This is a genomic window from Paralcaligenes ginsengisoli (genome assembly GCF_054781135.1).
Window position 1 is genome coordinate 1 of sequence record NZ_BAAGUZ010000048.1, and the last position, 24,393, is coordinate 24,393.

18 protein-coding genes are annotated in these 24,393 nt (G+C 59.2%); 9 read left to right on the top strand and 9 right to left on the bottom strand.

Annotated elements, in window-relative coordinates; all coding sequences use genetic code 11:
- Positions 1–261: 261 nt before the first annotated feature.
- From ACYVIS_RS20360 to ACYVIS_RS20375, 4 genes are all read right to left on the bottom strand, one after another.
- Positions 262–1,035: an ABC transporter ATP-binding protein gene (locus ACYVIS_RS20360; protein WP_232744424.1), complete on the bottom strand. Its 774-nt coding sequence runs from the start codon at positions 1,033–1,035 to the stop codon at positions 262–264.
- Positions 1,032–2,861 carry a branched-chain amino acid ABC transporter ATP-binding protein/permease gene (locus ACYVIS_RS20365; RefSeq protein ID WP_370635977.1) on the bottom strand — a complete coding sequence of 610 codons (1,830 nt, stop codon included), beginning with the start codon at positions 2,859–2,861 and terminating at the stop codon, positions 1,032–1,034. The genes ACYVIS_RS20360 and ACYVIS_RS20365 overlap by 4 nt, the downstream gene beginning before the upstream one ends.
- Positions 2,862–2,864: 3 nt before the next feature.
- Positions 2,865–3,902, bottom strand: coding sequence for a branched-chain amino acid ABC transporter permease (locus ACYVIS_RS20370; protein WP_232744425.1), 1,038 nt, complete (start codon positions 3,900–3,902; stop codon positions 2,865–2,867).
- Between the two features lie 141 nt (positions 3,903–4,043).
- Positions 4,044–5,213, bottom strand: coding sequence for an ABC transporter substrate-binding protein (locus ACYVIS_RS20375; RefSeq protein ID WP_370635978.1), 1,170 nt, complete (start codon positions 5,211–5,213; stop codon positions 4,044–4,046).
- Positions 5,214–5,824: 611 nt separating this feature from the next.
- Between ACYVIS_RS20375 and msrB the strand changes: the two genes are divergently transcribed.
- From msrB to ACYVIS_RS20395, 4 genes are read left to right on the top strand one after another with little or no spacing between them, the layout of a single operon-like run.
- The gene (gene msrB / locus ACYVIS_RS20380; protein ID WP_232744426.1) at positions 5,825–6,220 is read left to right on the top strand and encodes a peptide-methionine (R)-S-oxide reductase MsrB; all 396 of its coding nucleotides are present in this window, start codon (positions 5,825–5,827) and stop codon (positions 6,218–6,220) included.
- Positions 6,217–6,807, top strand: coding sequence for a septation protein A (locus ACYVIS_RS20385; RefSeq protein ID WP_232744427.1), 591 nt, complete (start codon positions 6,217–6,219; stop codon positions 6,805–6,807). The genes msrB and ACYVIS_RS20385 overlap by 4 nt, the downstream gene beginning before the upstream one ends.
- Positions 6,807–7,067 (top strand): BolA family protein, encoded by a 261-nt coding sequence (locus tag ACYVIS_RS20390; protein ID WP_232744428.1) that lies wholly within the window; start codon positions 6,807–6,809, stop codon positions 7,065–7,067. Before ACYVIS_RS20385 ends, ACYVIS_RS20390 begins: the two co-directional genes overlap by 1 nt.
- Before the next feature lie 14 nt (positions 7,068–7,081).
- Positions 7,082–7,858: a peptidylprolyl isomerase gene (locus ACYVIS_RS20395; protein ID WP_232744429.1), complete on the top strand. Its 777-nt coding sequence runs from the start codon at positions 7,082–7,084 to the stop codon at positions 7,856–7,858.
- A gap of 978 nt (positions 7,859–8,836) precedes the next feature.
- Here ACYVIS_RS20395 and ligA read toward each other — a convergent pair.
- The 3 genes from ligA to smc are packed head-to-tail and all read right to left on the bottom strand — an operon-like array spanning position 8,837 to position 15,519.
- Complete coding sequence (gene ligA, locus ACYVIS_RS20400) at positions 8,837–10,897, bottom strand: NAD-dependent DNA ligase LigA (RefSeq protein ID WP_232744430.1); 2,061 nt, start codon at positions 10,895–10,897, stop codon at positions 8,837–8,839.
- Positions 10,898–10,917: 20 nt separating this feature from the next.
- Positions 10,918–11,952: a cell division protein ZipA C-terminal FtsZ-binding domain-containing protein gene (locus tag ACYVIS_RS20405; RefSeq protein ID WP_232744431.1), complete on the bottom strand. Its 1,035-nt coding sequence runs from the start codon at positions 11,950–11,952 to the stop codon at positions 10,918–10,920.
- A gap of 42 nt (positions 11,953–11,994) precedes the next feature.
- On the bottom strand, positions 11,995–15,519 hold the full coding sequence (smc, locus tag ACYVIS_RS20410) for a chromosome segregation protein SMC (RefSeq protein ID WP_460874910.1): 3,525 nt from the start codon (positions 15,517–15,519) through the stop codon (positions 11,995–11,997).
- Between the two features lie 322 nt (positions 15,520–15,841).
- On the opposite strand from smc, the gene lplT reads away from it, so the two are divergent.
- Positions 15,842–17,146, top strand: a complete 1,305-nt coding sequence (gene lplT / locus ACYVIS_RS20415; protein WP_232744433.1) for a lysophospholipid transporter LplT — start codon at positions 15,842–15,844, stop codon at positions 17,144–17,146.
- 970 nt (positions 17,147–18,116) lie between these two features.
- Here lplT and ACYVIS_RS20420 read toward each other — a convergent pair.
- A complete protein-coding gene (locus tag ACYVIS_RS20420) occupies positions 18,117–18,998 on the bottom strand; it encodes a uracil-DNA glycosylase (RefSeq protein ID WP_460874911.1) in 882 nt (293 codons plus the stop codon).
- Positions 18,991–20,292: a tRNA (adenosine(37)-N6)-threonylcarbamoyltransferase complex dimerization subunit type 1 TsaB gene (gene tsaB, locus ACYVIS_RS20425; protein WP_460874912.1), complete on the bottom strand. Its 1,302-nt coding sequence runs from the start codon at positions 20,290–20,292 to the stop codon at positions 18,991–18,993. The genes ACYVIS_RS20420 and tsaB overlap by 8 nt, the downstream gene beginning before the upstream one ends.
- Positions 20,293–20,649: 357 nt before the next feature.
- Between tsaB and ompR the strand changes: the two genes are divergently transcribed.
- From ompR to ACYVIS_RS20445, 4 genes are all read left to right on the top strand, one after another.
- Positions 20,650–21,384 (top strand): osmolarity response regulator transcription factor OmpR, encoded by a 735-nt coding sequence (ompR, locus tag ACYVIS_RS20430; RefSeq protein WP_232744436.1) that lies wholly within the window; start codon positions 20,650–20,652, stop codon positions 21,382–21,384.
- Between the two features lie 74 nt (positions 21,385–21,458).
- Positions 21,459–22,853, top strand: coding sequence for a sensor histidine kinase (locus tag ACYVIS_RS20435; protein ID WP_460874913.1), 1,395 nt, complete (start codon positions 21,459–21,461; stop codon positions 22,851–22,853).
- A gap of 61 nt (positions 22,854–22,914) precedes the next feature.
- Complete coding sequence (locus ACYVIS_RS20440) at positions 22,915–23,463, top strand: peroxiredoxin (RefSeq protein WP_232744438.1); 549 nt, start codon at positions 22,915–22,917, stop codon at positions 23,461–23,463.
- Positions 23,464–23,586: 123 nt separating this feature from the next.
- Positions 23,587–24,105 (top strand): carboxymuconolactone decarboxylase family protein, encoded by a 519-nt coding sequence (locus tag ACYVIS_RS20445; protein ID WP_460874914.1) that lies wholly within the window; start codon positions 23,587–23,589, stop codon positions 24,103–24,105.
- Positions 24,106–24,393: the final 288 nt, after the last annotated feature.

Genomic DNA, 24,393 nt, shown 5'->3' on the forward strand with positions numbered 1-24,393 from the left:
GTGGACGACGCGAGTTCCGCGACCGCCCGATCCAGGCTGCGGCCGCGGGCAGTCCTGGCGAAAGCCAGGACCGGACGATGCGAGCTCCACCCTGCCTGGGCCGCCACCCCCGCGCCTCAAGAACGAGCACAAGGGCCAATCACAATGAACCGCCCCCACAGATTGACGAACAAGCCACGAGGCCAGTAGCTCCTTGGCCTCAAGACCGTATTCCCACGCTCAGGCCCTATCCCAACACGGCCCTTCCGCCGCTTAATTGCCCTACGCCGCCTCGCCCGCAGCCTTCTTGGCATTGCCCAGGCCCAGGTAGCTTTCAATGACGCGAGGATTCCCGATCAGATCGCCGGCGGGCCCTTCAAGCACGATTTCGCCGGTTTCCAGCACATAGCCGTAATCGGCCACTTGCAAGGCCGCGCGGGCGTTTTGTTCGACCAGCAGAATCGACACGCCACCACTGCGCAGGCGGGAAATGATCTGGAAGATTTCCCGCACAATACGCGGCGCCAGACCCAGGCTGGGCTCATCGAGCATCAATAATTGCGGCTGCGCCATCAACGCACGCCCAACGGCAAGCATCTGTCGTTCACCCCCCGACAAGGTACCCGCCTCCTGGGCCTTGCGTTCGCGCAGGCGTGGGAACAAATCGTAGACTTCCTCGATTTTCGCCTTCCATCCCGCCTTGCCGGCACGATATAGCCTGAATCCGCCCAACAACAGATTATCTTCAACCGACATGCTGCCGAACAACTCGCGCCGCTCGGGCACCAGCGACATGCCGCCGGCAACCCGGCGCTCCACCTGCCATGAAGCGACATCGGAACCCAGGTACTGGATCGACCCCGCACAATGGCCGGTCAAAGGCAAAGAACCCATGATGGAATTAAGCAGCGTCGACTTGCCGGCGCCATTACCACCGATAACCGTGACAATACTGCCTCGAGCCACCTTGATATTGGCTCCAGCCACCGCAGTCACCTTGCCATATTTTGCGGCCAGGCCAGTCACCTGCAGAACCGAGGAATCAGTCGTATTCATGCGCTTTCTCCCGCCACGGCGACATCATCGAGAGTCAGCTCATCGTCGATTCCACCCAGATAGGCCTCAAGCACCACAGGATTCTGTTGCACCTCGGCCGGCAAACCTTCCGCCAACTTGACACCGAAATCCATGACAACCAGGTGATCGGTCAGATTCATGACGAAATCCATATCGTGCTCGACCAGCAGAATGCTCATGCCCTCGGACCTGAGCTGATCCAGCACCTTGGCCAGTTCCTGTTTTTCTTTATAGCGCAAGCCGGCGGCCGGCTCGTCGAGCAAAAGCAGCACCGGATCGGCGGCCAGCGCACGTGCAATTTCAAGAATGCGCTGCTGCCCGAGGGCCAGATTGCCCGCCTGTTCATACAGATAATCACCCAGGCCAACGCGCTGCAGCTGCCTGGCGGCTTCATGCAGGAGCTCGGCTTCGCCCTTGCGCTCGAGATGCAGGGCGGACGCCAGCACGCCGATATCACTGCGCAAATGCGCACCCAGGGCGACGTTTTCGAGCACCGTCATGGTAGGCAGCAATTGAACATGTTGAAAAGTACGGCCCACGCCCAGCTTGGCAATTTCACGAGACCGCAGCTGGTCGAGCCTGTGGCCCATGAAATTGACCTTGCCGGCGGTCAGAGGCAGCACACCGGTGATCAGGTTGAAGGTCGTGCTTTTGCCCGCCCCATTCGGCCCGATCAAACCCATGATCTCACCGGCCCGCAGCGAAAAGCTGATGTTATTGACGGCAACCAGGCCGCCGAACTCTTTCCGCACCGAATCGACCTCGAGCACCAGCGAACCTTGTTGCGGCCGCGCGCGCTGCATGAGCGCCGGCGCTTCGGGCGGCGCGGCCACGCGGCGGCGCTGCGTCTTGCTGGTGAGTCCATCCCACCATGATGCCAACATGGGCCAGACCCCGTTGCGGGCATACTGCAGCACCAGAATCATCAGGACACCGAAAACAATAAGCTCGAAATTGGCGCTGGTATTGAGAATATGCGGCAGCACATTCTGGATCTGGTCCTTGAGAACCAGGATCAGGCCTGAACCCAGGACTGCGCCCCAGACGCTGCCGGCCCCGCCCACCACGGCCATGAACAGATATTCGATGCCATAGTTCAAGCCAAACGGGCTGGGGCTGACGGCCCGCTGCATATGCGCGTACAGCCAGCCCGAAAGACAGGCCAGCAATGCGGCGTACACAAAGATAATGACTTTGTAGGACGCCATATTGATACCGAATGACTCCGCCATTCCTCCGCCGCTTCTAAGCGCCCTGATGGCGCGGCCAGGCCGCGAATCCAGCAGATTGCGCGTGGCCCACATGGACAACAGCACAATGATCCAGATCAAATAATAGATATACCGGCCGCTTCCGAGCGAAATGCCGAAGAATTTGATGGGAGCAATGCCGGCGATCCCGTCGTATTGGCCCAGAAACTCCAGATTGCCGAACAGGTAATAAAGCGACAAGCACCAGGCTATCGTGCCCAGCGGCAAATAATGCCCCGAAAGCCGCAGGGTAATCGCCCCGAGGACATAAGCGATAATAAAAGTCAGGATCAAACCCACCAGCAGGGCCAGCCACGGCGACACGGCCATGGCCGTGGTCAGCCATGCCGTCGTATAAGCGCCTATGCCCACGAACGCCGCTTGGCCAAACGAGGTAAGCCCGCCCACTCCCGTCAGCAACAGCAAACCCAAGACAACCAGGCTGGCCAGGCCGATGTAGTTGAGCTGGGTGATCCAGAATTCGGGGGTACTGGACAAGGCCGGCAAAATCGCCAGTACCAGCAAGACCACAAAAAGCACAAGACGGTTCAGCATGGCTTATTCCTCCTCGTCCACATGGTGCGCGCTGAACGAGCGCCACATCAACACAGGAATAATCAGCGTAAACACGAAAACCTCTTTATAGGCGCTCGCCCAGAACGACGAGAATGCTTCAAGAATGCCGACGAACAACGCTCCCGCCGCCGCAAGCGGATAGCTGACCAGCCCGCCGAAGATGGCGGCCACAAAGCCCTTCAGGCCTATCAGGAACCCGGTGTCGTAATAAATGGTGGTAACCGGCGCAATCAGCATGCCCGACAGGGCTCCGATAGCGGCGGCCAAGGTAAAGGTAAGCGTGCCGGACATATTGGTGCTGATGCCCACCAGGCGGGCACCGCGACGATTCACCGCGGTGGCGCGCAAGGCGCGCCCGTACAGCGTTTTACCGAAAAATATCCACAAAGCCAGGATCAGCGCAACACAGGTGCCCAGCACGAAAAAGGTCTGCGCCGACCAGGTGACTGCGCCCAGATGCACATCGCCTGTCATGAAAGGCGGCGTACGCCAGCCTTCGGCACCAAAAAAAACCAGGGCCAGGCCCGTCATGGCGAAATGCACCGCCACCGAAATAATCAGCAGCACCAGCACGCTGGCTTCCGCGACCGGCTGATACACCAGCCGATACATCATCGGCCCAAGGGGAACGACCAGGGCCATCGCAAAAATAACGTTGATCCACAGCGGCGTTGTGGTGCTTGCAATAAATGGTGCCGCAAAATACAGCGCCACGGGCAGTGCCACCGACCACGCCAGCGTTTTGGGCAGGCCGCTCCAGTCGCGGCTGCGCAAGGCGGCGAGCAGTTCCACCACAAACACCAGAATACCTATGATGACCAGCAAATTGACAGTGCCCGGGACTTTGCCATTGACCAGAAAGGCCAGTGTCAGGGCGCCGAAGGCCACGAACTCTCCCTGAGGTATGAAAATAGCGCGCGTCACCACGAACACCAGCACCAGCGCCAGCCCCAGCAAGGCATAGATTGCGCCGTTTACCACGCCGTCCTGCAGCAATATCAGTACTATCGTCAGATCCATCTAGGACAACACCATATCTCGGGGTTTGAAAATGCGCCTACGCCGCCCTGCGGCGTAGGCAATAAATACCGGCCGCGAGGGCCGGTACTCGTACGAACAGCATACTTTCGGGCCGACGCGAATCCGGCCGCGCAAAGTCGATTACAGATCGGGCTGGTAGACCCATTTCCCGTTGACCACTTTCACCATGACGCGGGCACGCTTGTCGAAGCCGGCGTGATCGGTCGGGCTCATGTTGAACACGCCTTGCGACGCCGCCAGATTCTTGGTTTGTTCGATAGCATCGCGCAAGGCCGAGCGGAATGCCTCGGTGCCCGGCTTCGCTCCGGTCTTGAGCGCCAGAGGAATCGCCGTGGAAATCAACTTGCCGGCATCCCACATATGGCCGCCGAACGTATTCATGGTGCCGGCGCCGTACTTGGCGTTATAGAGCTTTTCGTAAGCCAGCGCGGTTTTCTTGACCGGATTGCTGTCGGGCAACTGGTCAGCCACCAGCAATGGGCCGGCCGGCAGGATCATGCCGTCGCAATCCTTGCCGCAGACACGCAGGACATCGTTGTTGGCCGATCCGTGGGTCTGATAAATGATGCCCTTGTAGCCACGGCTCTTGAGTTCGCGCACCGGCAAGGCGGTAGGCGTACCCGAACCGGCAATGAGAATGGCATCGGGCTTGGCGGCGATCAGCTTCAACGCCTGACCGGTTACGCTGGTGTCGGTGCGGCCGTATTTTTCAACCGCGGACATCTTGATGCCTTTTTCCTTGGCCGCGGCCGTCATGACATTGAGCCAGCCATCGCCATAGGTGTCAGAAAAACCGATGAAGCCCAGGGTTTTGATATGCTGCTTGGCCATGGCATCGGCCAGGGCCGATGCCATCAGTTGGTCGTTTTGCGGAGTCTTGAAAACCCATTTGCGGGCGCCTTCAACCGGCTCGACAATCTTGGCGTTGGCCGCCACAGAGATCATTGGAGTCTTGGTTTCGCCCGCCACATCGACCATGGCCATGGAACTGGGAGTCACCGACGAGCCCACCACGACATCGACCTTGTCGTCGGTAATCAGTTTGCGCATGTTCTTGACAGCACGAGTCGTGTCAGTTCCGTCGTCGAGGACTATGTATTCGATTTTCTGGCCGGCAACTTCCGTAGGCAGCAAGGCCACCGTATTGCGTTCGGGGATGCCCAGAGATGCCGCCGGGCCTGTGCTGGCAACCGTGATGCCTACCTTGATCTGCGCCGAGGCGATTAAAGGCAGGGCAAGGGCAACAGCGCCGACCAAAGCCGAAAGCCGGAATGACTGACTAATGTTCATCTTTGTCTCCAAGGCAAAACACAGTGCCGACCCGGCACTCTCGTTTAAACCAAAAGTTATACACAAAATAGGTGGTACTGGAAATTAACGTATCAAATTTACCCTACAAAAAAGCCTGGGCCTTCAAATAGTTTAAGCTTATAGCATTTTACGATAGGTTTTAAATTATCGACAAAAATAGATACAAAGTCTTTTAGGGGATTCCCTGCATAGGCCCCATACAGTGTGTTGGGAAACCAGGCCCTGGAAATTAATTAGTAATTGTCTAATTAATTTGTAACTATCTAATCATAAAGCGATTATCGATAATAATCGCCGCGAAGTCTTTAAGGGGAATCCCTGAATGACTGCCTTTCCAGCGATCTTGAGCCGGTCCCGCGCCGGGATTTCGCATAAATGCCCGGCATCTTCCGCAACGATGGAAGGCCGCGCATCGGAGAGTAAAAAATAATCGGCAAGCCTGCGGCAATCGCGGGAACATCCGTGACATTTAAAAGTCGATTAACATGACGGATGTAAAGATCAAGCCAGATACAGGCCGCCGATACAGGCGAGGCCGCGGGCCATGGCCCGGCAATGCCGTATCGGAACACGATGCAGGAGCATCCACAATGAACAAAGTACGCAAAACCGACGCCGAATGGCGTGCGCAGCTAAGCCCCGAAGAATACCAGGTGGCCCGCCAGAAAAGTACAGAGCGTCCTTTCACCGGAAGGTATTGGGATACGACCGAGCCCGGAATATACCGTTGCGTGGGCTGCGGCACCCCCCTGTTCGCCTCCGACACGAAATTCGACGCGGGCTGCGGCTGGCCCAGCTATTTCGCGGCACTGGATCCGGCCGCGGTGCGCGAAGAACGCGACACCACCCTGGGCATGGTGCGCACCGAAATCCTGTGCAATATATGCGATTCGCACCTGGGCCACGTTTTCCCCGACGGCCCCCCGCCCACCGGCCTGCGCTATTGCCTCAATTCACTGTCTCTCAAGTTTGAACCTGCCGAATGAAGAAATTCCTGTTTGACCTGTTCCCGCTGATCCTGTTTTTCCTGGCGTTCAAGTTTGCCGATATCTTCACCGCAACCGCCGTCGCCATCGCGGCCGGAATAGCCCAATTCATCTGGCTCAAAGTCACCGGCAAAACCATTGAAGCCACTCACTGGATCAACTTGTCCGTGATCCTGGTATTTGGCGGCGCCACCCTGTTCTTCCATAACGATGTCTTCATCCGCTGGAAGCCTACCGTGCTGTACTGGCTGTTCGGGGGCATCCTGCTGGTGGGGAAATGGGTATTCAAACGCAATCTGATCCGCAAGGTCCTTGGCACCCAGATCGATATGCCCGAAGCCATCTGGGATAGGCTCAACCTGAGCTGGGCCGGCTTTTTCGCGGCATCGGGCGCCCTTAACCTGTATGTGGCGTTTTCCGGCAGGTTCACCGAATCGCAATGGGTCAATTTCAAGGTATTCGGGCTCATGGCCCTGCTGCTGGTATTCGTGATTGCCCAGTCTCTCTGGCTAAGCCGGTACATGAAAGAAGAACTCACCCAGGCACAGGCGCTGCCCGGTCCCGGGGAACCAAAGGAACCGGGCTGATGTCTATAGAACGTACGGAATTGATTCGGGAACGCCTCGCACCGCTCGAGCCCGCCAAACTCGAGATCATCGACGAATCCCACCTGCACGCCGGGCACGAGGGCAGCAAGGGGGGGGCAAGTCATTACCGGATCATTATTTCTTCCAGGCAATTTAATGGCCTGGCACTACTTGCCCGCCATCGGCTCGTGTATGATCGCCTCCAAGATTTAATCCCCTACCCCATTCATGCACTGGCAATCGTTGCCAGCACAACCTAAATAAAAGGAATTACATGAAACGACTCGCCGTATTTGCAGCAGCATGTGTTATTGCCGTTCCCGTTTATGCACAAAACATCGCCACCGTAAATGGCCAGGCCATCACACAGAGCAACCTGGATCAATTTGTTTCCCTGATGGTCAGCCAGGGCGCCAAAGACTCGCCCGAGCTGCGCGCACAGGTCAAACAGGAAATGATCAATCGCCTGGTCGCCGTACAGGCTGCCGAAAAAGCAGGCATCGACAAGCAGGCCGCGGTCAAGCAGGAACTTGAACTGGCTCGCCAGAGCATCCTGGTGCGTGCCCTTATGGCCGATTACGTTAAAGGCCATCCCATCACCGATGCCCAGGTACAAACGGAATACGACCAGATCAAGAAAGAACAGGCCGGCAAAGAAGAGTACAAGCTGCGCCACATCCTGGTCAAAGACGAGAAAACCGCCGAAGACCTGACCGCCAAAATCAAAAGCAAAAAAATCACTTTTGATGCGGCGGCCAAGAAAAACTCCATCGACCCTGGCAGTGGCAAAAAAGGCGGAGAACTCGGCTGGGGCCCGGCAACCAACTATGTACCCGAATTCGCCAAGGCTGTCGAAAGCCTGAAGAAAGGCCAAATGACCGACAAGCCGGTGCAAACTCAGTTTGGCTGGCACATCATCGAAGTGGAAGACACTCGGCCCGTGAAATTCCCCGAACTGAAAGACGTCAAGTCGCAAATCGAGGAAATGCTGCACCAGCAAGCCCTGGCCAGCTATCAGCAAGGCCTGCTGAAATCGGCCACCGTCAAATAAGCTGACCCGAACCAGGGGCGGGCCTCATGCCCGCCCGCGCGGGGCGATACATTAGGGCATTTCCGGTTAAAGTGTTTACGGTCGCTGAACGTGTTTCAGCGGCCGTTGTTTTGAGCCGTTCGTTCAGGTTTTAGCTTATTACTTTGCACTTTGGGCGGTAGTTCTATAAAGACGCCGCAGGGTGGGCGGTGCTGTGTAGTCCGGCACGTCCAGCGGTCGGCTAGCTGCGCTATCCGACTGCCCGGGTCTGCCTCGTCCAGGCGGGCGTCGGGCCAACTCGCGTCGCCCCGCGTTGCGGGTCGCCACTCAAACAGGGCCCGCCGAAAGCCCCCGCCTTCCCTTCGTCAGCACCCGGCGCTGGACTACCGCCGGACTACACAGCACCGCCCACCCTGCGGCTCGCGTTGAGACAATGCCTCGAGGTATACATTGGAGAAGCCGCGTTTAGCCAATCACAGGCTACGTTGAGGCGTCGGGCGCTTAGTAAATCCAGGGTTTGGCACATCGTGATGTAGTGGCCACGTGATGGAGGAATGAGTGCAGGCACGTTAACTGTTCTATGGGTGCAGGCCCATAACGGTAGGGGCAAGCACGTAAATTCCGGACATCCCGTGATGCAGTTCCAGGCATGCCATTACGTGAGCCGTCTATCGGGGCTTGGGGGCAGGACCGGCGTAAGGCGTGCGCCGGATGCTACCGTAGGGAAGGCGGGGGCTTTCGGCGGGCCATGTTTGAGCGCAGCCGCGCCAGCGGCGTAGCGAGTTTGGCCCGACGCCCGCCTGGACGAGGTAGATCCGGATCCAGCACGCCGTGCCGGCCCTGACCCCAAGCCCCGATAGACGGCGTCTTTATATACCCATCCACCACCGAATGCCACAAACAGAATGCTGCAAACAACTCGACCCAAAAATGCGCTAAGGATAAGGGCGAGCCTGGTGCCCCCCTTATCCTTATCGATTACAACACGCAATAACCAAATCAGCCCAGCAAGGCGATCAGGCCTGCTTCGTCGATGACAGTAACGCCCAACTCCCTGGCCTTGACCAGCTTGCTGCCGGCATCGTCGCCGGCCACCAGATAGCTGGTTTTTTTGGAAACCGAGCCGCTCACCTTGCCCCCGGCCGCCAATATGCGGCGTGTCGCATCGTCGCGCGACCAGGTAGGCAAAGCGCCGGTAAGCACCAGGGTTTTGCCGCTCAAACGCTGCCCGGTCGGCTGCTCGGCCGCCTGAGGCCTTACCCCGGCGGCAACCAATGCCTGGACAATTTCGCGATTATGCGCTTCGGCAAAAAAACGCAGGATCGAATGCGCCACGACGGGTCCCACGTCGTTGACCGTCAGCAGGCTGTCTTCATCAGCGGCCATGATCGCCTCCATAGAGCCGAAATGGCGAGCCACATCGCGAGCCGTGGTTTCCCCCACATGCCGGATACCCAGGGCAAACAAAAGCCGCCCCAAGGCCGGGGTACGGGCTTTTCCGATGGCCTGCACCAGATTTTCAGCCGACTTCCGCCCCATGCGCTCGTACTGGGCCAGTTCATCGGCATCAAGGGAAAACAGATCCGCCAGCGACTTGATGCGGCCGCTGTCCACCAGTTGATCCACCAGCTTCTCGCCCAGGCCTTCAATATCGAGGGCCTTACGGCCCGCGGCATGAATAACGCTCTGTTTGCGTTGGGCCGCGCAGAACAAGCCACCGGTACAGCGCGATATGGCTTCATCTTCGGGGCGTTCGATGGCCGAGCCGCATACCGGACAGACCTTGGGCATGACAAACAGGGTCGTCCCGGCCGGACGCAGCTCTGGAACCGGCCCCACCACTTCGGGAATCACATCGCCGGCACGGCGCACAATGACCGTGTCGCCCACCCGCACATCCTTGCGGCGCACTTCATCTTCGTTGTGCAGGGTGGCATTGGTTACCGTCACGCCGCCCACGAATACCGGCTTCAATCGCGCCACGGGCGTTATGGCCCCGGTGCGTCCCACCTGCACTTCAATGCCCAGCAACGTCGTGGTTTCTTCCTGGGCCGGAAACTTATGCGCGATGGCAAAACGCGGCGCGCGGGCCACATGGCCAAGCACTTCCTGGGCTTCGAGCGCGTTGACTTTGTACACGACTCCGTCGATGTCGAAGGGCAGGTCGACACGCCGCCGGCCAACCTCGGCGTAAAACCCGAGCAAGCCCGCGGCGCCTTTGAGCACTTGCCTGGACTGATTCACGGGCAGGCCCAATTGCTCGAACCAGCTCAGCATTTCCGCGTGAGTCGCCTTGGGGGCCGTTGCGGCACGCGCCGCGCCATCGAACAGTTGGGCCTGAGCGCGCCGCATGCCCTGTATGTCACCCCAGCCATAGGCAAAAAAACGCAAGGGCCGCGTGGCGGTAATGCGCGGATCGAGTTGACGCAGGCTCCCCGCCGCCGCATTGCGGGGATTGACAAAAACCTTCTCGCCGCGCTCTTGCTGCGCGAGGTTCAGTCGTTCGAAATCCTTGCGGTTGATAAGCACTTCGCCGCGCACTTCGAGCACATCGGGATAATCACCCCCCAGCTTCAGTGGAACGGAACGCAGGGTGCGGATATTGCTGGTGACATCTTCACCAGTCCGGCCGTCGCCGCGAGTGGCCGCCTGTACAAGGCGCCCTTGCTCGTAGCGCAAGCTGATGGCCAGGCCATCGAACTTGAACTCCGCCACATACTCCACCAGTCCGTCGGCATCCAGCAGGCCCGATTCGCGCAAAGTATCGCTGACTCGCTTGTCGAAGGCCTGCACGTCTTCCGGCGCAAACGCATTACCCAGGGAAAGCATGGGCACGGCATGCCGCACCGTCGTAAAAGCGGACAAGGGTGCGCCGCCGACCCGTTGAGACGGCGACTCGGGTATGACCAGTTCAGGATGAGCCTGCTCGATGGCGAGCAGTTCGGCCATCAGGCGGTCGTACTCGGCGTCGGAAACAATCGGCGCATCGAGTACATAATAACGACGATTATGTTGCGCTATCGTTTGACGCAGTGTTTCGAGTTCCTGTTGTATTGTCATGATTGAGCCAGATTCGGCCGTCACGAAAACACCCTGACCGTGCGCTCCGCGCCGGCCGGAAAGCCTGCTTGCTCAAGCTTGCGGTACATCTCGAGCAACTGTTCGTCGATGGCGTGGTCGGAGCCTTCGGCCACCGGCCGCCCCTGATCGTCGACCAACACCGCGTGCAAACGGCCGGACAAGTCGCGGCCCACGCTTACCATACGGCTGAATGCCTGCTCGTCGGCCGGGCTATTGGGCAAATCGAGCAGCAAATCGATCCGGTCCACACCGGCCGATTGAACCTCGTCGGCATGCACGCCATCGAACAACAGCGTAAAACGGGGTACACCGGACTCGGACATCCAGGCCAGTTGTTTGCCGTGCACCAAAAACCCGGCATCCTTTACCACCTGAACCACTTGAGGAACAGGCTTGGTGCCGCCCAGACGCAGGGCCAGGCCGACCTGGGCATCAAGGCCCGCGCAAAGCTCGTCGAGCTGTTTGGCGCGCGCCATGACCAGGGCCTGTTCGGGCCCTTCCACCGAACCATCGAACCGCTCGGCCAGGCTTTGTGCAATCGTCCACAAGTGCGACCATTCGATATCGCTCAGAGGCCCCCCGCGATTGGCCAGCAGCACGGCCAATTGCATGGACGCATAGGACTCCCCGGGGCGCAGGCGCGCCCGGTGCCCGCCCGCGTCGCACTCGGCAAAAATACGCACGGGCTTGTTGCCTACTCTGCGTATCGCCTGAATCGCCGCATAGAGCTGATCGCTGGGCACAGCCTGATGAAAATTGATATCGATTACGACTTCGCAGGTCGGGTCGACCTCGGCCTCGTCATCGGGCGGGGTGTCGTGGACAGGCTCATCGTTGACTGTATGCAGGCCGAAACCCGGTTCGCGGCGTCCGGCGGCCTGCGCCGCTCCTCCCATCAGGGGATCCGCCTCGGTTTCAGGAAAATGCTCTTGCATTTTTTGCCGGACGCGGCGGTCTTGCCACCAGTTGAACACCACCACGACCAGGATCAGCACCACGCCCAGGGAGATCAGTCCGATTTGCAAATCACTCATTTTTAGCCCCGTCGCCACACTTTACGTTAACCACCAGCACCGTTATACCTCAGCCAACTGTAGAGCCGATTCGATATCCACGGCAACAATTCGGGAAACACCCTGCTCCTGCATAGTCACACCCACCAGCTGTTTCGCCATTTGCATGGCAATTTTATTGTGGGAAATAAATAAAAACTGGGTTTGTTCGCTCATGTTACTAACCAGATTGGCATAGCGTTCGGTGTTTGCGTCGTCGAGCGGCGCATCGACCTCATCGAGCAGGCAAAATGGGGCCGGATTGAGCTTGAACAAGGCGAATACCAGCGCGGTGGCCGTGAGGGCTTTTTCGCCGCCCGACAGCAGATGGATCGTGCTGTTGCGCTTGCCCGGCGGCTGAGCCATGACCTGTACCCCGGCGTCGAGGATTTCGTCGCCTGTAATCGAAAGCCGGGCCTCGCCGCCGCCGAACAGGCGCGGAAACAGCTCGCCGAAATGGGTGTTGACCGTATTGAAGGTTTCCTGCAACAGTTCCCGGGTTTCACGATCGATTTTGCGGATGGCGTCTTCGAGCGTTTCAATGGCGGTCTGCAGATCCTGGTACTGCGAATCGAGAAAGCTCTTGCGCTCGCGCGAGGCGGTGAGCTCGTCGAGCGCCGCCAGGTTGACCGAACCCAGGCTTTCGACCTGGCGCGAAATCCTCTGCACCTCGGACTGCAGCCAATTGGGCCGCCGCCACTCTTCGGAGCGGTCGGCCAGGCTGGCCCGTAATTGCTCGCGATCGACCTCTTGCGCATCGAGCTGCTCGGCAAACTGTTCAAGCGACAACCGCGCTGCCTGTTCCTGCAACTGCAATTCGGTAATGCGCGCACGCAGCGGCTCGAGCGAGCGCTCGAGTGTTACCCGCTCTTCATCGGCGGTGCGCAGCAAGGCCGCCAGATTATCCAGTTCGATACGCGCAAGATTCAAGGCTTCTTCGCGTCCGGCGCGCTGTTCCAGCGCTTCCTGCAAGCCGGCCTGAGATGCGGACGCATCCAGCTCGAAGAGTTCGCCCTGCAGGCCTTCGAGTTCGTCCGAGGCGCGTCGCGACTGGTCCGCCGCCAACTGCAAATTACGCTTGAGATCGGCAATGCGTGTCTGCAATGCGCGCTCGGCGAATTCGGACTCCTGCACGGCGCGTTCCAGTTCGCGCAGGTGCTGGCGCGCCTGATCGGCCTGGCGCGCCAGATCTTCACCGGACATTTCGGCATCGGAAAATGCCGATTGATGTTCGCCCAATTCGACATCCAGCGTTTCAAAGCGCGCTTCGGCCTCTTCTTTGCCGGCGCGCAGCTCTTCCTGCTGCAAAGCGATTTCGGCCAAATCTTCGCGGATGCGCGCCGCGCGCTCGCCTGACTGCTGCGCAAGCTGCTGCAGACGGGAGTGTTCGAGTTGTACATCGTGCAGGCGCCGGGTCAGTTCGGCGACGCGCAGCCGGGCCGGAGCCATGGCTTGCGAAACCTGCTGCCAGGCCGTTTCGGCGCGCGCCACGGCATTCAGGGCCTGGTCGGCGATCAATTGCCGGGCCTTGATTTCACGCTGCAGGTTCTCGATTTCCTGCTGCCGCGCCAGCATGCCGGCCTGCTCGGAATCGGGCGCATAGAACCGGACGCTGTGGCAATCGATGAGATGCCCCTCTTTCACCACATAAACGCCACCCTGGGGCAAATCGGCGCGCTGCGACAGGCACTTGTGCAAATCGCTGCCCACGTACACGTCGCGCAGCCAGTCGTGAAGCAGCGTGCGTAAATCGGGATCGGTGATGCGCAGCAAGGACGCCAGCGGCGTCAGCCCCGAAACGGCGGCCGGGCCGGGCGCCGCGGGCGGCACTTGGTAAAACGCCAGGCGCGCCGGCGGCGCATCGGTGGCAAACGCCCGTGCATGCTCGAGCTGGCGCACTTCGAGCGCGGCCATGCGCTCGCGCAGCACAGCTTCAAGCGCCGTTTCCCAGCCCGATTCAATTTGCAGCTTCTGCCACAAGCGCCCCAGGCTGGACAGCTCGTGCTTGGCCAGCCAGGGCTGCAGCGCCCCCTGCCCCTGCACGTCTTCCTGCAATTTGCTGAGCGCCGCCTGGCGCGCCTCGAGCCGCGCCAGGCCCTGGGTTTCTTCGCGGGATGCGGCATGTGCCGCGCCGCGCGCTTCGTCGAGTTCGGGCAGACGCTCTTCAAGCTCCAGCAATTGGGCCTGCGCTTCCTGTACCTGCTCGTCCATGACCCTGTGCTCGCCCGCCAGTTGCTCGAGCTTTGCCGGGTCGGGGGCATTGAGTTCGCGCATTTCCTGGGTCAGGCGCTCGTGACGCAGCTCGAGGGCCTGCAGTTGGCGATCCGCGTCGCGCTGAGTCTGGGCCGCCAGGGCCAGGCTTTGCTCGACCCGCGCCAGCACGCTGCGCATTTCATCGCGCGAGGCCGCCGCTCCGCGTACCCGCGACTCGATTTCAGGCAGATGTTCCTGTGCTTCGTCGACCCGGGCCCGAGCCTCTTCGGTACGCACGGCATTCGATTCAAGGTCGGCCTCGGCCTGGGCGATCTGTTCAGAGCAATGAGTCTGCTGGTCGCCCCACTCCTGGATTTGTTCCTGCAACTGTATACGGCGCGACTGCAGACGATTGCGCGAATCGACCACATGGCGTATTTCGGCCTCGAGCCGGCTGACCTGGGCGCCCGCTTCGAACAACAGGCCCTGGGCCGCGTGGACGGCGTCTCCCGCCGCATAGTGGGCCTGGCGGCGCGATTCGAGCGCCGACTCGCCGGCCCTCAAACCTGCCAGCGCCGCGTCGAGTTCGGTTTGCGCCTGCGCAATCGCCAGCAATTTCTTCTGTTTGTCGGCATCGGCGCTTTCTTCCTTCAGCAGCCACAAAGCATATTGCTTCTGTTCGCCCTCTTCCTGCAGAGCGCGATATTGCTGCGCCACCTCGGCCTGAGTTTCGAGTTTTTCAAGCTGCGAACCCAGTTCGCGCATGATGTCGTCGACGCGAGTCAGGTTTTCACGAGTGTCGCCGAGGCGGTTTTCGGTTTCGCGGCGCCGCTCTTTGTAACGCGATACGCCGGCGGCCTCTTCCAGGAAAACCCGTAATTCTTCAGGCCGCGCCTCGATCAGGCGATTAATCATGCCCTGGCCGATAATGGCGTAACCCCGGGTGCCCAGCCCTGTGCCCAGGAAAATGTCGTGGATATCGCGCCGGCGCACCTGCTGACCGTTGACGAAATAGCTGCTGGTGCCGTCGCGCGTCAGGACCCGCCGTACGGCAATTTCGGCATAAGTGCCCCATTGCCCGGCCACACGCCCTTCGGAATTGTCGAACACCAGCTCGACCGAGGCTCTGGCCGACGGCTTGCGATTGCCCGAGCCGTTGAAAATGACGTCCTGCATGGATTCGCCACGCAATTCCGACGCCTTGGACTCACCCAGCACCCAGCGTACGGCATCGATAATATTCGACTTGCCGCAACCGTTGGGACCCACCACTCCAACCAATTGGCTGGGCGTGGGAATGGTTGTCGGCTCGACAAAGGATTTAAAACCGGCAAGTTTAATCTGGGTCAAACGCACAATAGACGAGGCACAAAAAAAGACCGATGGGACCGCAACACATTACTGCCTCTGTGCGGCTATGAAAACGGCCCAGGAACCGGGCCGAAAATCCAGACATGCAACTGTTCCGTATGATAACGCACCCGCGAATTGATCCGCAGCTAAATAGCGGCCGGCGGCACAAAATCCGAACCGAATCAGGCGCTAACGCTATACTCGCTAACAATTTTTGTAGTTTGATTTCATTTTTTTTGAAATTTGGCATAAGCTTGAGCGCCCGTCCAGGCTGCCGAAGACGGCCGGATCTTGCTTCATTGACTAACTCTACCGAGACATCCGATTGAAAAAAGGCTTTTATCTGGTCATGACAGCCCAAGCGTTATCGTCTGTCGCCGATAACGCGCTGCTAATCGCCGCCATAGCGCTTATTAGCGATTTGCACGGGCCGGACTGGATGGCGCCTATGATGAAATGGTGGTTCGCCCTGGCCTACGTGGCGCTGGCCGCCTTCGTGGGCGCATTCGCCGATTCCTTCCCCAAAGGCCGGGTGATGTTCGCCACCAACGCCATCAAGATACTCGGCTGCATCCTGATGTTCTGCTACAAGGGCTTCGGCCCGGACCCGACAGCGCAACTGATACTGGTTTTTTGCGCCTATACGCTGGTGGGCATTGGCGCGGCCGCCTACTCGCCCGCCAAGTACGGCATTGTCACCGAAATGCTGCCGCCCGACCTGCTGGTCAAGGGCAATAGCTGGATAGAAGGATTGACCGTCCTGTCGATTATTATCGGAACGGTGCTGGGCGGAGTCCTGATCAACCCTGTCGTATCCAAAGCGCTGCTCGAGTACAACTGGATCCAGCATCTGGTGCATACCCGGGCCGAAGCGGCCATTCTGCTGATCGGCGTGGTGTACTTTTTTGCGGCGGTCTGCACCCTGTTGATTCCGCGCACCATGGTCACCTACCCCAAGCAGCAAACCCATCCGCTGCAGCTTATCCGCACCTTCAAAGGTTATGTGCGCATCTTGTGGAGCGACAAGCTCGGGCAGATCTCGCTGGCTGTCACGACATTGTTCTGGGGAGCGGGGGCAACGCTGCAATTCATCGTAATCGAATGGGGCGCGCGCCATCTAGGGTACCGGCTGGATCAGGCATCCATTCTGATGGGCGTGGCCGCCGTAGGAACCGTGGTCGGCTCGGTGGTGGCCGGGCGTGTTCCGCTCAAGCGGGCCTTATCGGTGCTTCCCGTAGGCATTGTCATGGGTCTGGCCGTGCTGCTGATGCCGCTGGTGCACCAGACCTGGGCGGTTTATTGCGTCTTGCTGCTGATAGGGGGCTTATCGGGATTCTTTGTCGTGCCCATGAATGCGCTGCTGCAGCATCGAGGCCACGTCCTGCTGTCGGCCGGCCATTCGATTGCCGTGCAAAACTTCAACGAACAACTGAATATTCTGCTGATGCTGGCCATCTATAGCCTGATGCTATGGCTGAACCTGCCCATCAATATCATTATCGTGATTTTCGGCCTGCTGGTGGCAAGCCTGATGCTGGTCTTTATGCGCTGGAATCGTCGCAATCACCGGGCCGATCCGAGCCTGGAGAACAAAATCGGCCAATACGGCCATGGCCAGGCCTTGCATTAGAGTATTTTTGATTAAATGGTTACGGCGCTGAACGTGTTTCTGTGACTTTTGTTTTGAGCCGTTTTTTTAGGCTTGAGGTGTGAATTTGAACTGCCTATACCGGCTTGAGCGATGGCTTTGGGCTGTGCGTTGCTGTGTTGGCTGTGTGGGCGGCGGTTGATTCTATAAAGACGCCGCAGGGTGGGCGGTGCTGTGTAGTCCGGCACGTCCAGCGGTCGTGGTGCTACGCACCCCGACTGCCCGGGTCTGCCTCGTCCAGGCGGGCGTCGGGCGAACTCGCCCGGCCTCGCGAGGCCGGGCTCAGACAGCGCCCGCCGACACCCCCCGCCTTCCCTTCGTCAGCACCCGGCGCTGGACTACCGCCGGACTACACAGCACCGCCCACCCTGCGGCTTGCGTTGAGGCAATGCATCGAGGTATATGTTGGGGAAGCGGCGTTTAGCCAATCACGGGATACGTTGAGGCGGCGGGCGTTTAGTCAATCGAGTCGTCAATCCATCAAGAAGTCAATCGAAGTAGATACGGCCACGTGATGGAGGCATGAGTGCGGGCACGTTAACGGTTCTATGGGTGCAGGCCCATTAACGGTAGGTGCAAGCACGTAAATTCCGGGCATCCCGTGATGCAATTCCAGGCAAGCCATTACGTGAGCCGTCTATCGGGGCTTGGGGTTAGGACCGGCGTAAGGCGTGCGCCGGATGCTACCGTAGGGAAGGCGGGGGCTTTCGGCGGGCCATGTTTGAGCGTAGCCCCGCTCCGCGGGGCGTAGCGAGTTTGGCCCGACGCCCGCCTGGACGAGGTAGATCCGGATCAAGCACGCCGTGCCGGCCCTGACCCCAAGCCCCGATAGACGGCGTCTTCAAATACCAAAGCTATCAATCCATCGAAGAATGCCGCAAACACTCGAGCCAAAAACGCTCTGGCTAGAGCAGGCACAAGGCCCACCCCGAAAACCCCATTCCGCCGCCATTCATTGCGAAACCAGACAGGATCTCGCCAGGCTCAAATCGCGCCAGGCATGGGCTTTGTGCTGCGGCCGCGATAACAGGAACGCCGGATGATACGTGGCCACGAGAGGTATGTCGACGCCCGTCTCGCTTCGGAAAACGTGCACCGTGCCCCGCAATGATTCAAAATCATCATCCTTGCCCACCAGGGCTTGCGCGGCAAGCTTGCCCAGCACAAGAATGCGCTGCGGCTTCAGCAATGCAATCTGCCGCTGCAGATAAGGCAGGCACGCATTCACTTCATCCAGCCGAGGAGTCCGGTTGCCCAATGGCCTGCATTTGACTAGATTCGCATAAAACACCTGTGCCTCGGCATCTACCCCAGCCGCAGCCAGCATCGCCCCCAGCAGGATGCCCGCCCTGCCCTGAAACGGCCGACCGTCCCGATCATCCTGTTCGCCCGGCGCCTCGCCTATGACCATCCAGGCAGGCGAATCGGCGACCCCGGCCCCAAACACGGCCTGACGTCGATTGGTACACAGGGAACAGGCTTCACAATTCGCAACCTGAATCTGCAACGCCGCCCAGTCGTGTGCAACAGCGCGAAGACCGGCGCCGGTGCCTGCCTCCGCCACGGCAATCGAGGACGCATCCCGTCCGGGATGCCCGGGTACTTTAAGCAAGGTACGGGTCGGCACCAGAGTGGGCGGATCGACAAGCGGCGGCGCCGCCATGGGTGACACATCGTGCGACACGCGCTCGCCGGCCGTGGACCGCGCCGCCGCAGTGATTTCGGCGCTACGCCGAAAACGCGCCAGCAACTGCCGGTCGATACCCATTTCCTGCAGCCAGGCCATTTGCATCGAGCTGAGCCTGGGTTCGGCCGATGACGATTCTTCAATCATGGTTTGCCTCGATATGGCCCAGTTTCTTTTCCAGAACCCAGGCATCTTCGCGCTCGTCCCGGCCAGTGGGATAATAATTCTTGCGCACTCCAAGACGTTCGAACCCCCGATGCCGGTAAAAATCCAGGGCCTTGCCGTTTGAAGGCCGGACTTCGAGCAGCACTGCTTTCAGACTGTGCTCCAGCGCAGCGCGCTCGCACTGTTGCAGGAGCTGCGCTCCCACCCCCTGCCGCTGCGCATCCGGCGCCACCGCAATCAGCAACAGGTGGGCGGCGTCCGGGGCAAACATGGCCAGGCAGGCGCCAAGAACGATATTGTCCCGACACGCAACCCACGCACCGTAACCCGCTTGCAGGGCATCGGAGAAATTGCCTCGAGTCCAGGGAAAGGACTGGACGGCGCGCTCGATCTTGAGCACCTCATCCAGATGCTCCGCAGTCATTGCGCAGATCGACACAGGCGAGCTGCGCCCGGAGCCTGCGGCCGCGACCTGCTGCGCCTTGGGGTTACCGCCCAAACCATGTTCCCGCTCCAGCGTGGTGTAGGCTACTTTATCGCGCACGTAAAGCGGTGCCGCCTGCTCGGGCGGCACCGCATCGCCGCGCTGCCAGGCCCGGTAGGCCAGCCTGGCCACGGCCTCGGCATCGGGGCGCAAAGGCTGCCCCGGCAAAACCTTTTGCGTGCCGCAAGACGCCAGGGCGGCCAGTTGGGGATAAGCATCGAGCGCGTCGCCGACAAGGCGGATAGGCACGCTGGGCTGCCCGTCCCATGAGCCGGCATGCTGATCAAGCCAGGGCGCCACATCGCCGGCATTGAGCAGGATCGGCGCCTGCAGTTCCTCCCAGGCGGATGTTTCTTCGCTATCACCAGGGGTAATTAACGGACGATAAGCCGCTAGGTAGACCTCGCCCATGCGGGCGTCCTGGACGATCAGCCGGATCGCACCGCGATCGGCACCGGAACCCATGCCATCGCGCGCCGCAACCGCCAGCAAGGACCCCACCGGGACCACGGGCAAGCCCAGGGCATAAGCCATTCCCTGCGCCACGCCGCACGCCACACGCAGGCCGGTAAAACCGCCCGGCCCCTGTCCAAAGCCTATCGCCGACAATTGATCCCGGACTATGCCTGCTTCAAGCAATAACTGATCGACCATGGGCAAAAGCCGTTCAGCGTGCTCGCCGACGGCGTCATGCGCAGCCGTACACAGCTTCAGGCGCCCTTGCACCACAGACAACACAGCCACTCCACAGCGGCTGGAAGACGTTTCAAGAGCGAGAAGGTGAGAGTCCATGAAATGCATTTTAAGAAACTTGGGAAACTTCTGCTGCCGGCCATTACATTCCGGCACAATGGCTGGCGAGAACAAAACGCCGGAGGCGCGAGTGGCATCGCCTAAAAATAACACTTAAGCGGATTTATAAAAATATAAGCACAAATAGCGGATATATCAGTATACTTTCATGAATCAGACAAAAGATCCAAAAAAACGCAGCCTCCCGCTCAAAGCTGCCAGTCGAACAAATACCGGACTTAACTGTTAACGATTGCCAAGTAGCTAATGTAAAAGATTTTCTACGAAACACTTAATGTGTAATATCTTGCTACTAACCCCTATGCTGGTTTATTTTGCCCTGTTACATTTTCGACCATGAATACTCAAAACCAATCTTTATCTCGCAAAATTCTTGTGGTCGACGATGACCCGCGCCTCAGAGACCTGCTGCGTCGTTATCTGTCCGAGCAAGGATTCAACGTATTTGTTGCCGAAGACGCCAAGGAAATGGGCAAGCTCTGGCAGCGCGAGCATTTCGACCTGCTGGTGCTCGATCTGATGCTGCCCGGCGAAGACGGCCTGTCCATATGCCGCCGCCTGCGCGGCGGGCACGACAACACGCCCATCATCATGCTTACGGCCAAGGCCGAAGAAATCGACCGTATCGTCGGCCTGGAAATGGGCGCCGACGATTACCTTTCCAAGCCTTTCAATCCACGCGAGCTGCTGGCCCGCGTCAATGCCATTTTGCGCCGCCGCGGCACCGAAGAGCATCCGGGCGCCCCCAGCCAGGAAAATGAATCCATCGAATTCGGCCCGTATGTGCTTAATTTGTCCACCCGTACTTTAACTCGCAACAACGAGCAGGTGCCGATCACCACGGGCGAATTTTCGGTGCTCAAAGTGTTTGCGCGTCATCCCAAAATACCGCTGTCACGCGACAAACTCATGGAACTGGCGCGCGGTCGCGAGTACGAAGCGTTCGACCGCAGCCTCGACGTGCAGATTTCGCGCTTGCGCAAGCTCGTCGAACCCAACCCGTCCAAACCGGTATTTATTCAAACGGTCTGGGGCCTGGGTTATGTATTCGTTCCTGATGGCGGCCATTAAGGCTCCGCTCACTATTCACACAGCATATCGCCGTCATACACTTCTGGTTGGCTGGTGATCGCCGGAAAGTTTCGATGGCCCTCCCAACCAAAAAACTGAAGAGACTGACATCGCGGCTGAGGCTGGGCCTATTCAGCCGCTCATTTTTATTGCTGGCCGCACTCATGCTGGTAAGTCTTGGCGCATGGCTGCAGGTTTTTTTCAGCATGGAAGAAGGCCCGCGCGCGACTCAGATGGCCCAGCGGGTCACTACCGCCGTCAGTATTACCCGATCGGCGCTCGTGTACGCCCCCACCAGCGTACGGCCCGCCCTGCTGCTCGATCTCGCCACCAAGGAAAGCCTGCGGGTCCAGCCGCGCGATCCCAGCGATGTGCTGGAACCCCTGCCCGAGTCCAACTACTGGAATCATGTTGCCGCCGAAATCAGGGACAGGCTGGGTTCCAATGCCAAAATCATGTGGTCCGTCAACAAGACCCCGGGGATCTGGGTCAGCTTCGATATCAACAAAGACCAGTACTGGCTGGTGTTCGATCGCGAACAGCTCGGCCTGACCGCGGGGGTCGAGTGGCTGGGCTGGGGCGCCACCGCCCTGTTGCTGGCGCTGATCGGCGCCGCCGTCAGCGTGCGTTTTGTAAACCGGCCGCTGGCGCAACTGGCCAAGGTGGCCCAGCAGGTGGCACGCGGCGAATCGCCTTCGCCGCTGCCCGAAAAAGGCCCTCTCGAGATTCGCGACCTGAATACCGCTTTCAATCGCATGGCGCGCGACCTGCGGCAAACGGAAGCCGACCGTGAAATCATGCTGGCCGGCATTTCCCACGATCTGCGTACGCCTCTGGCGAGGATGCGGCTGGAAATCGAAATGAGCAATGTCAGCGACGAGGCCCGTCAATCCATCGACGAAGATCTCGCGCAAATCGATCACAGCATAGGCCAACTGATGGAATACGCGCGTCCCGCGGGCGTGGTTCCCGACCGCGGCATCGACGTCTCCGCGGTCCTGCACGATCTGTATGAACGCGAACGCAGCCATACCGAATCGCTGGGCAGTTTCCTGACCGCGGTCATAGAGCCGGACCTGTACGCCAAGATCAGCGCCCACGACCTGAAGCGCATCGTCAGCAACCTGATCGAAAATGCGCGCCGTTATGGCCGCACTCCTGTCGAAGACCGTGCCTACATCCGGCTCGCCGTCCAGGAAGAAGGCAATATTCTGGCCATCGAGGTGTCGGACCAGGGCGTCGGCATCCCGGAATCGGACATCCAGCGCCTGCTGCGCCCCTTTTCGCGCGGCGAATCCGCCCGTACCGGGGTAAGCGGCGCCGGCCTGGGGCTGGCTATTGTGGAACGGCTGCTTGGCCAGGTGGGCGGGCAGTTGAAGCTGATTTCACGACCGCCCGGCGGCCTGGTCGCCAGAATAGAATTACCTAAAGTTCGAATTAGGAATTTTCAATTAGACAACAAAGTTTAATAGCGTAAAATTACATTCATCGGGCACAAGCCTTTCTTACACTAACCAATTAGGAGCTCAGATGAAAACTGTAGGCGATAAACTAGAACCCTTCAAAGTAGCTGGCGTGAAACCCGGCTTCAACCATCACGAAGAAAACGGTGTATCGGCATTTGAAGACATCACCGAAAGCTCTTTCCCAGGTAAATGGAAAGTCATTTACTTTTACCCGAAAGATTTCACCTTCGTTTGCCCCACCGAAATCGTAGGCTTCAATAACCTGGCCAAAGACTTCGAAGATCGCGACGCGGTCCTGATGGGCGGCTCGGTCGACAACGAATTCGTCAAGCTGGCATGGCGCCGCGAGCACCCCGACCTCAACAAATTGGGCCATTACCAATTTGGCGATACCACGGGCGCACTGGTCGACCAGCTTGGCATCCGCGACAAAGCAGAAGGCGTCGCTCTGCGCGCCACCTTTATTGTCGATCCCGACAATGTCATCCAGCACGTTTCGGTCAATAACCTGAACGTGGGGCGCAACCCTGAAGAAGTCCTGCGCTTGCTCGACGGCCTGCAAACAGATGAACTCTGCCCGTGCAACCGCAGCGTTGGTGGCGCCACGCTGTAATATGCCGCCAATCGCCATTCGGACACGGCGCTTGATGCGCCAGCGTCTGAATGGCGAGGATCGCAGTAATAAGCCAGCCCGGCCAGCCCGGGCTTTATCGGAACTTTTTAATAGGTAAAAACTATGGAATTCCTAACATCAATCAAAGAATCGATTCCTGATTGGGCCAAAGATGTACGCTTGAATCTGGACGGCACTATTGCGCGCTCGACCCTGTCTTCCGAAGACGCGGTGGGAGTGGCCCTGGCCGCAGCCTATGCCGCGCGTAGCCCTGCCCTGATCGCCGCTTTCAAGTCGGGCCTGTCCGAAACGGACGTAACCGGGGTCCTGACCGCGGCAGCTCTGATGGGCATGAACAATACCTACTATCCCTATGTCGAAATGTCGGCCGACCCGCAGCTTAAAACCCTGCCGGCCCAGTTGCGCATGAACGCCTATGCCAGTCACGGCGGTATCGACAAGAACCGTTTCGAACTGTTCGCCCTGGCCGCTTCGATTATCGGCAAATGCCATTTCTGCGTACAGTCGCACTACGAGAATCTGAAAAAGGCGGGGTTCACGTCCGAGCAATTGCGCGATGTAGGGCGCATCGCCTCGGTGGTCAACGCGACGGCCCAGGTATTTGTCGCCGAAGGGAAATAAACCGGCACTGCAAACCCGGGATTCCTGGCGGGCTCGCCGTTGATGCGCCCGCCGGATTTACCGCTTGCACGCCGTTAGGGTATTTTGGTTTAAGTGTTTTATGGCGCTGAATGTGCTTCAGCGACTTTCGTTTTGAGCCGTTTTTTGGGCTTGGGTAAATGACTTTGAGCTGCCTGGGCTGGCTGGGGCGGTGACTTTGGGCTGTGTTTGCTGTGTTTGCTGTGTAGGCGGCGGTTATTTCTATAAAGACGCCGCAGGGTGGGCGGTGCTGTGTAGTCCGGCACGTCC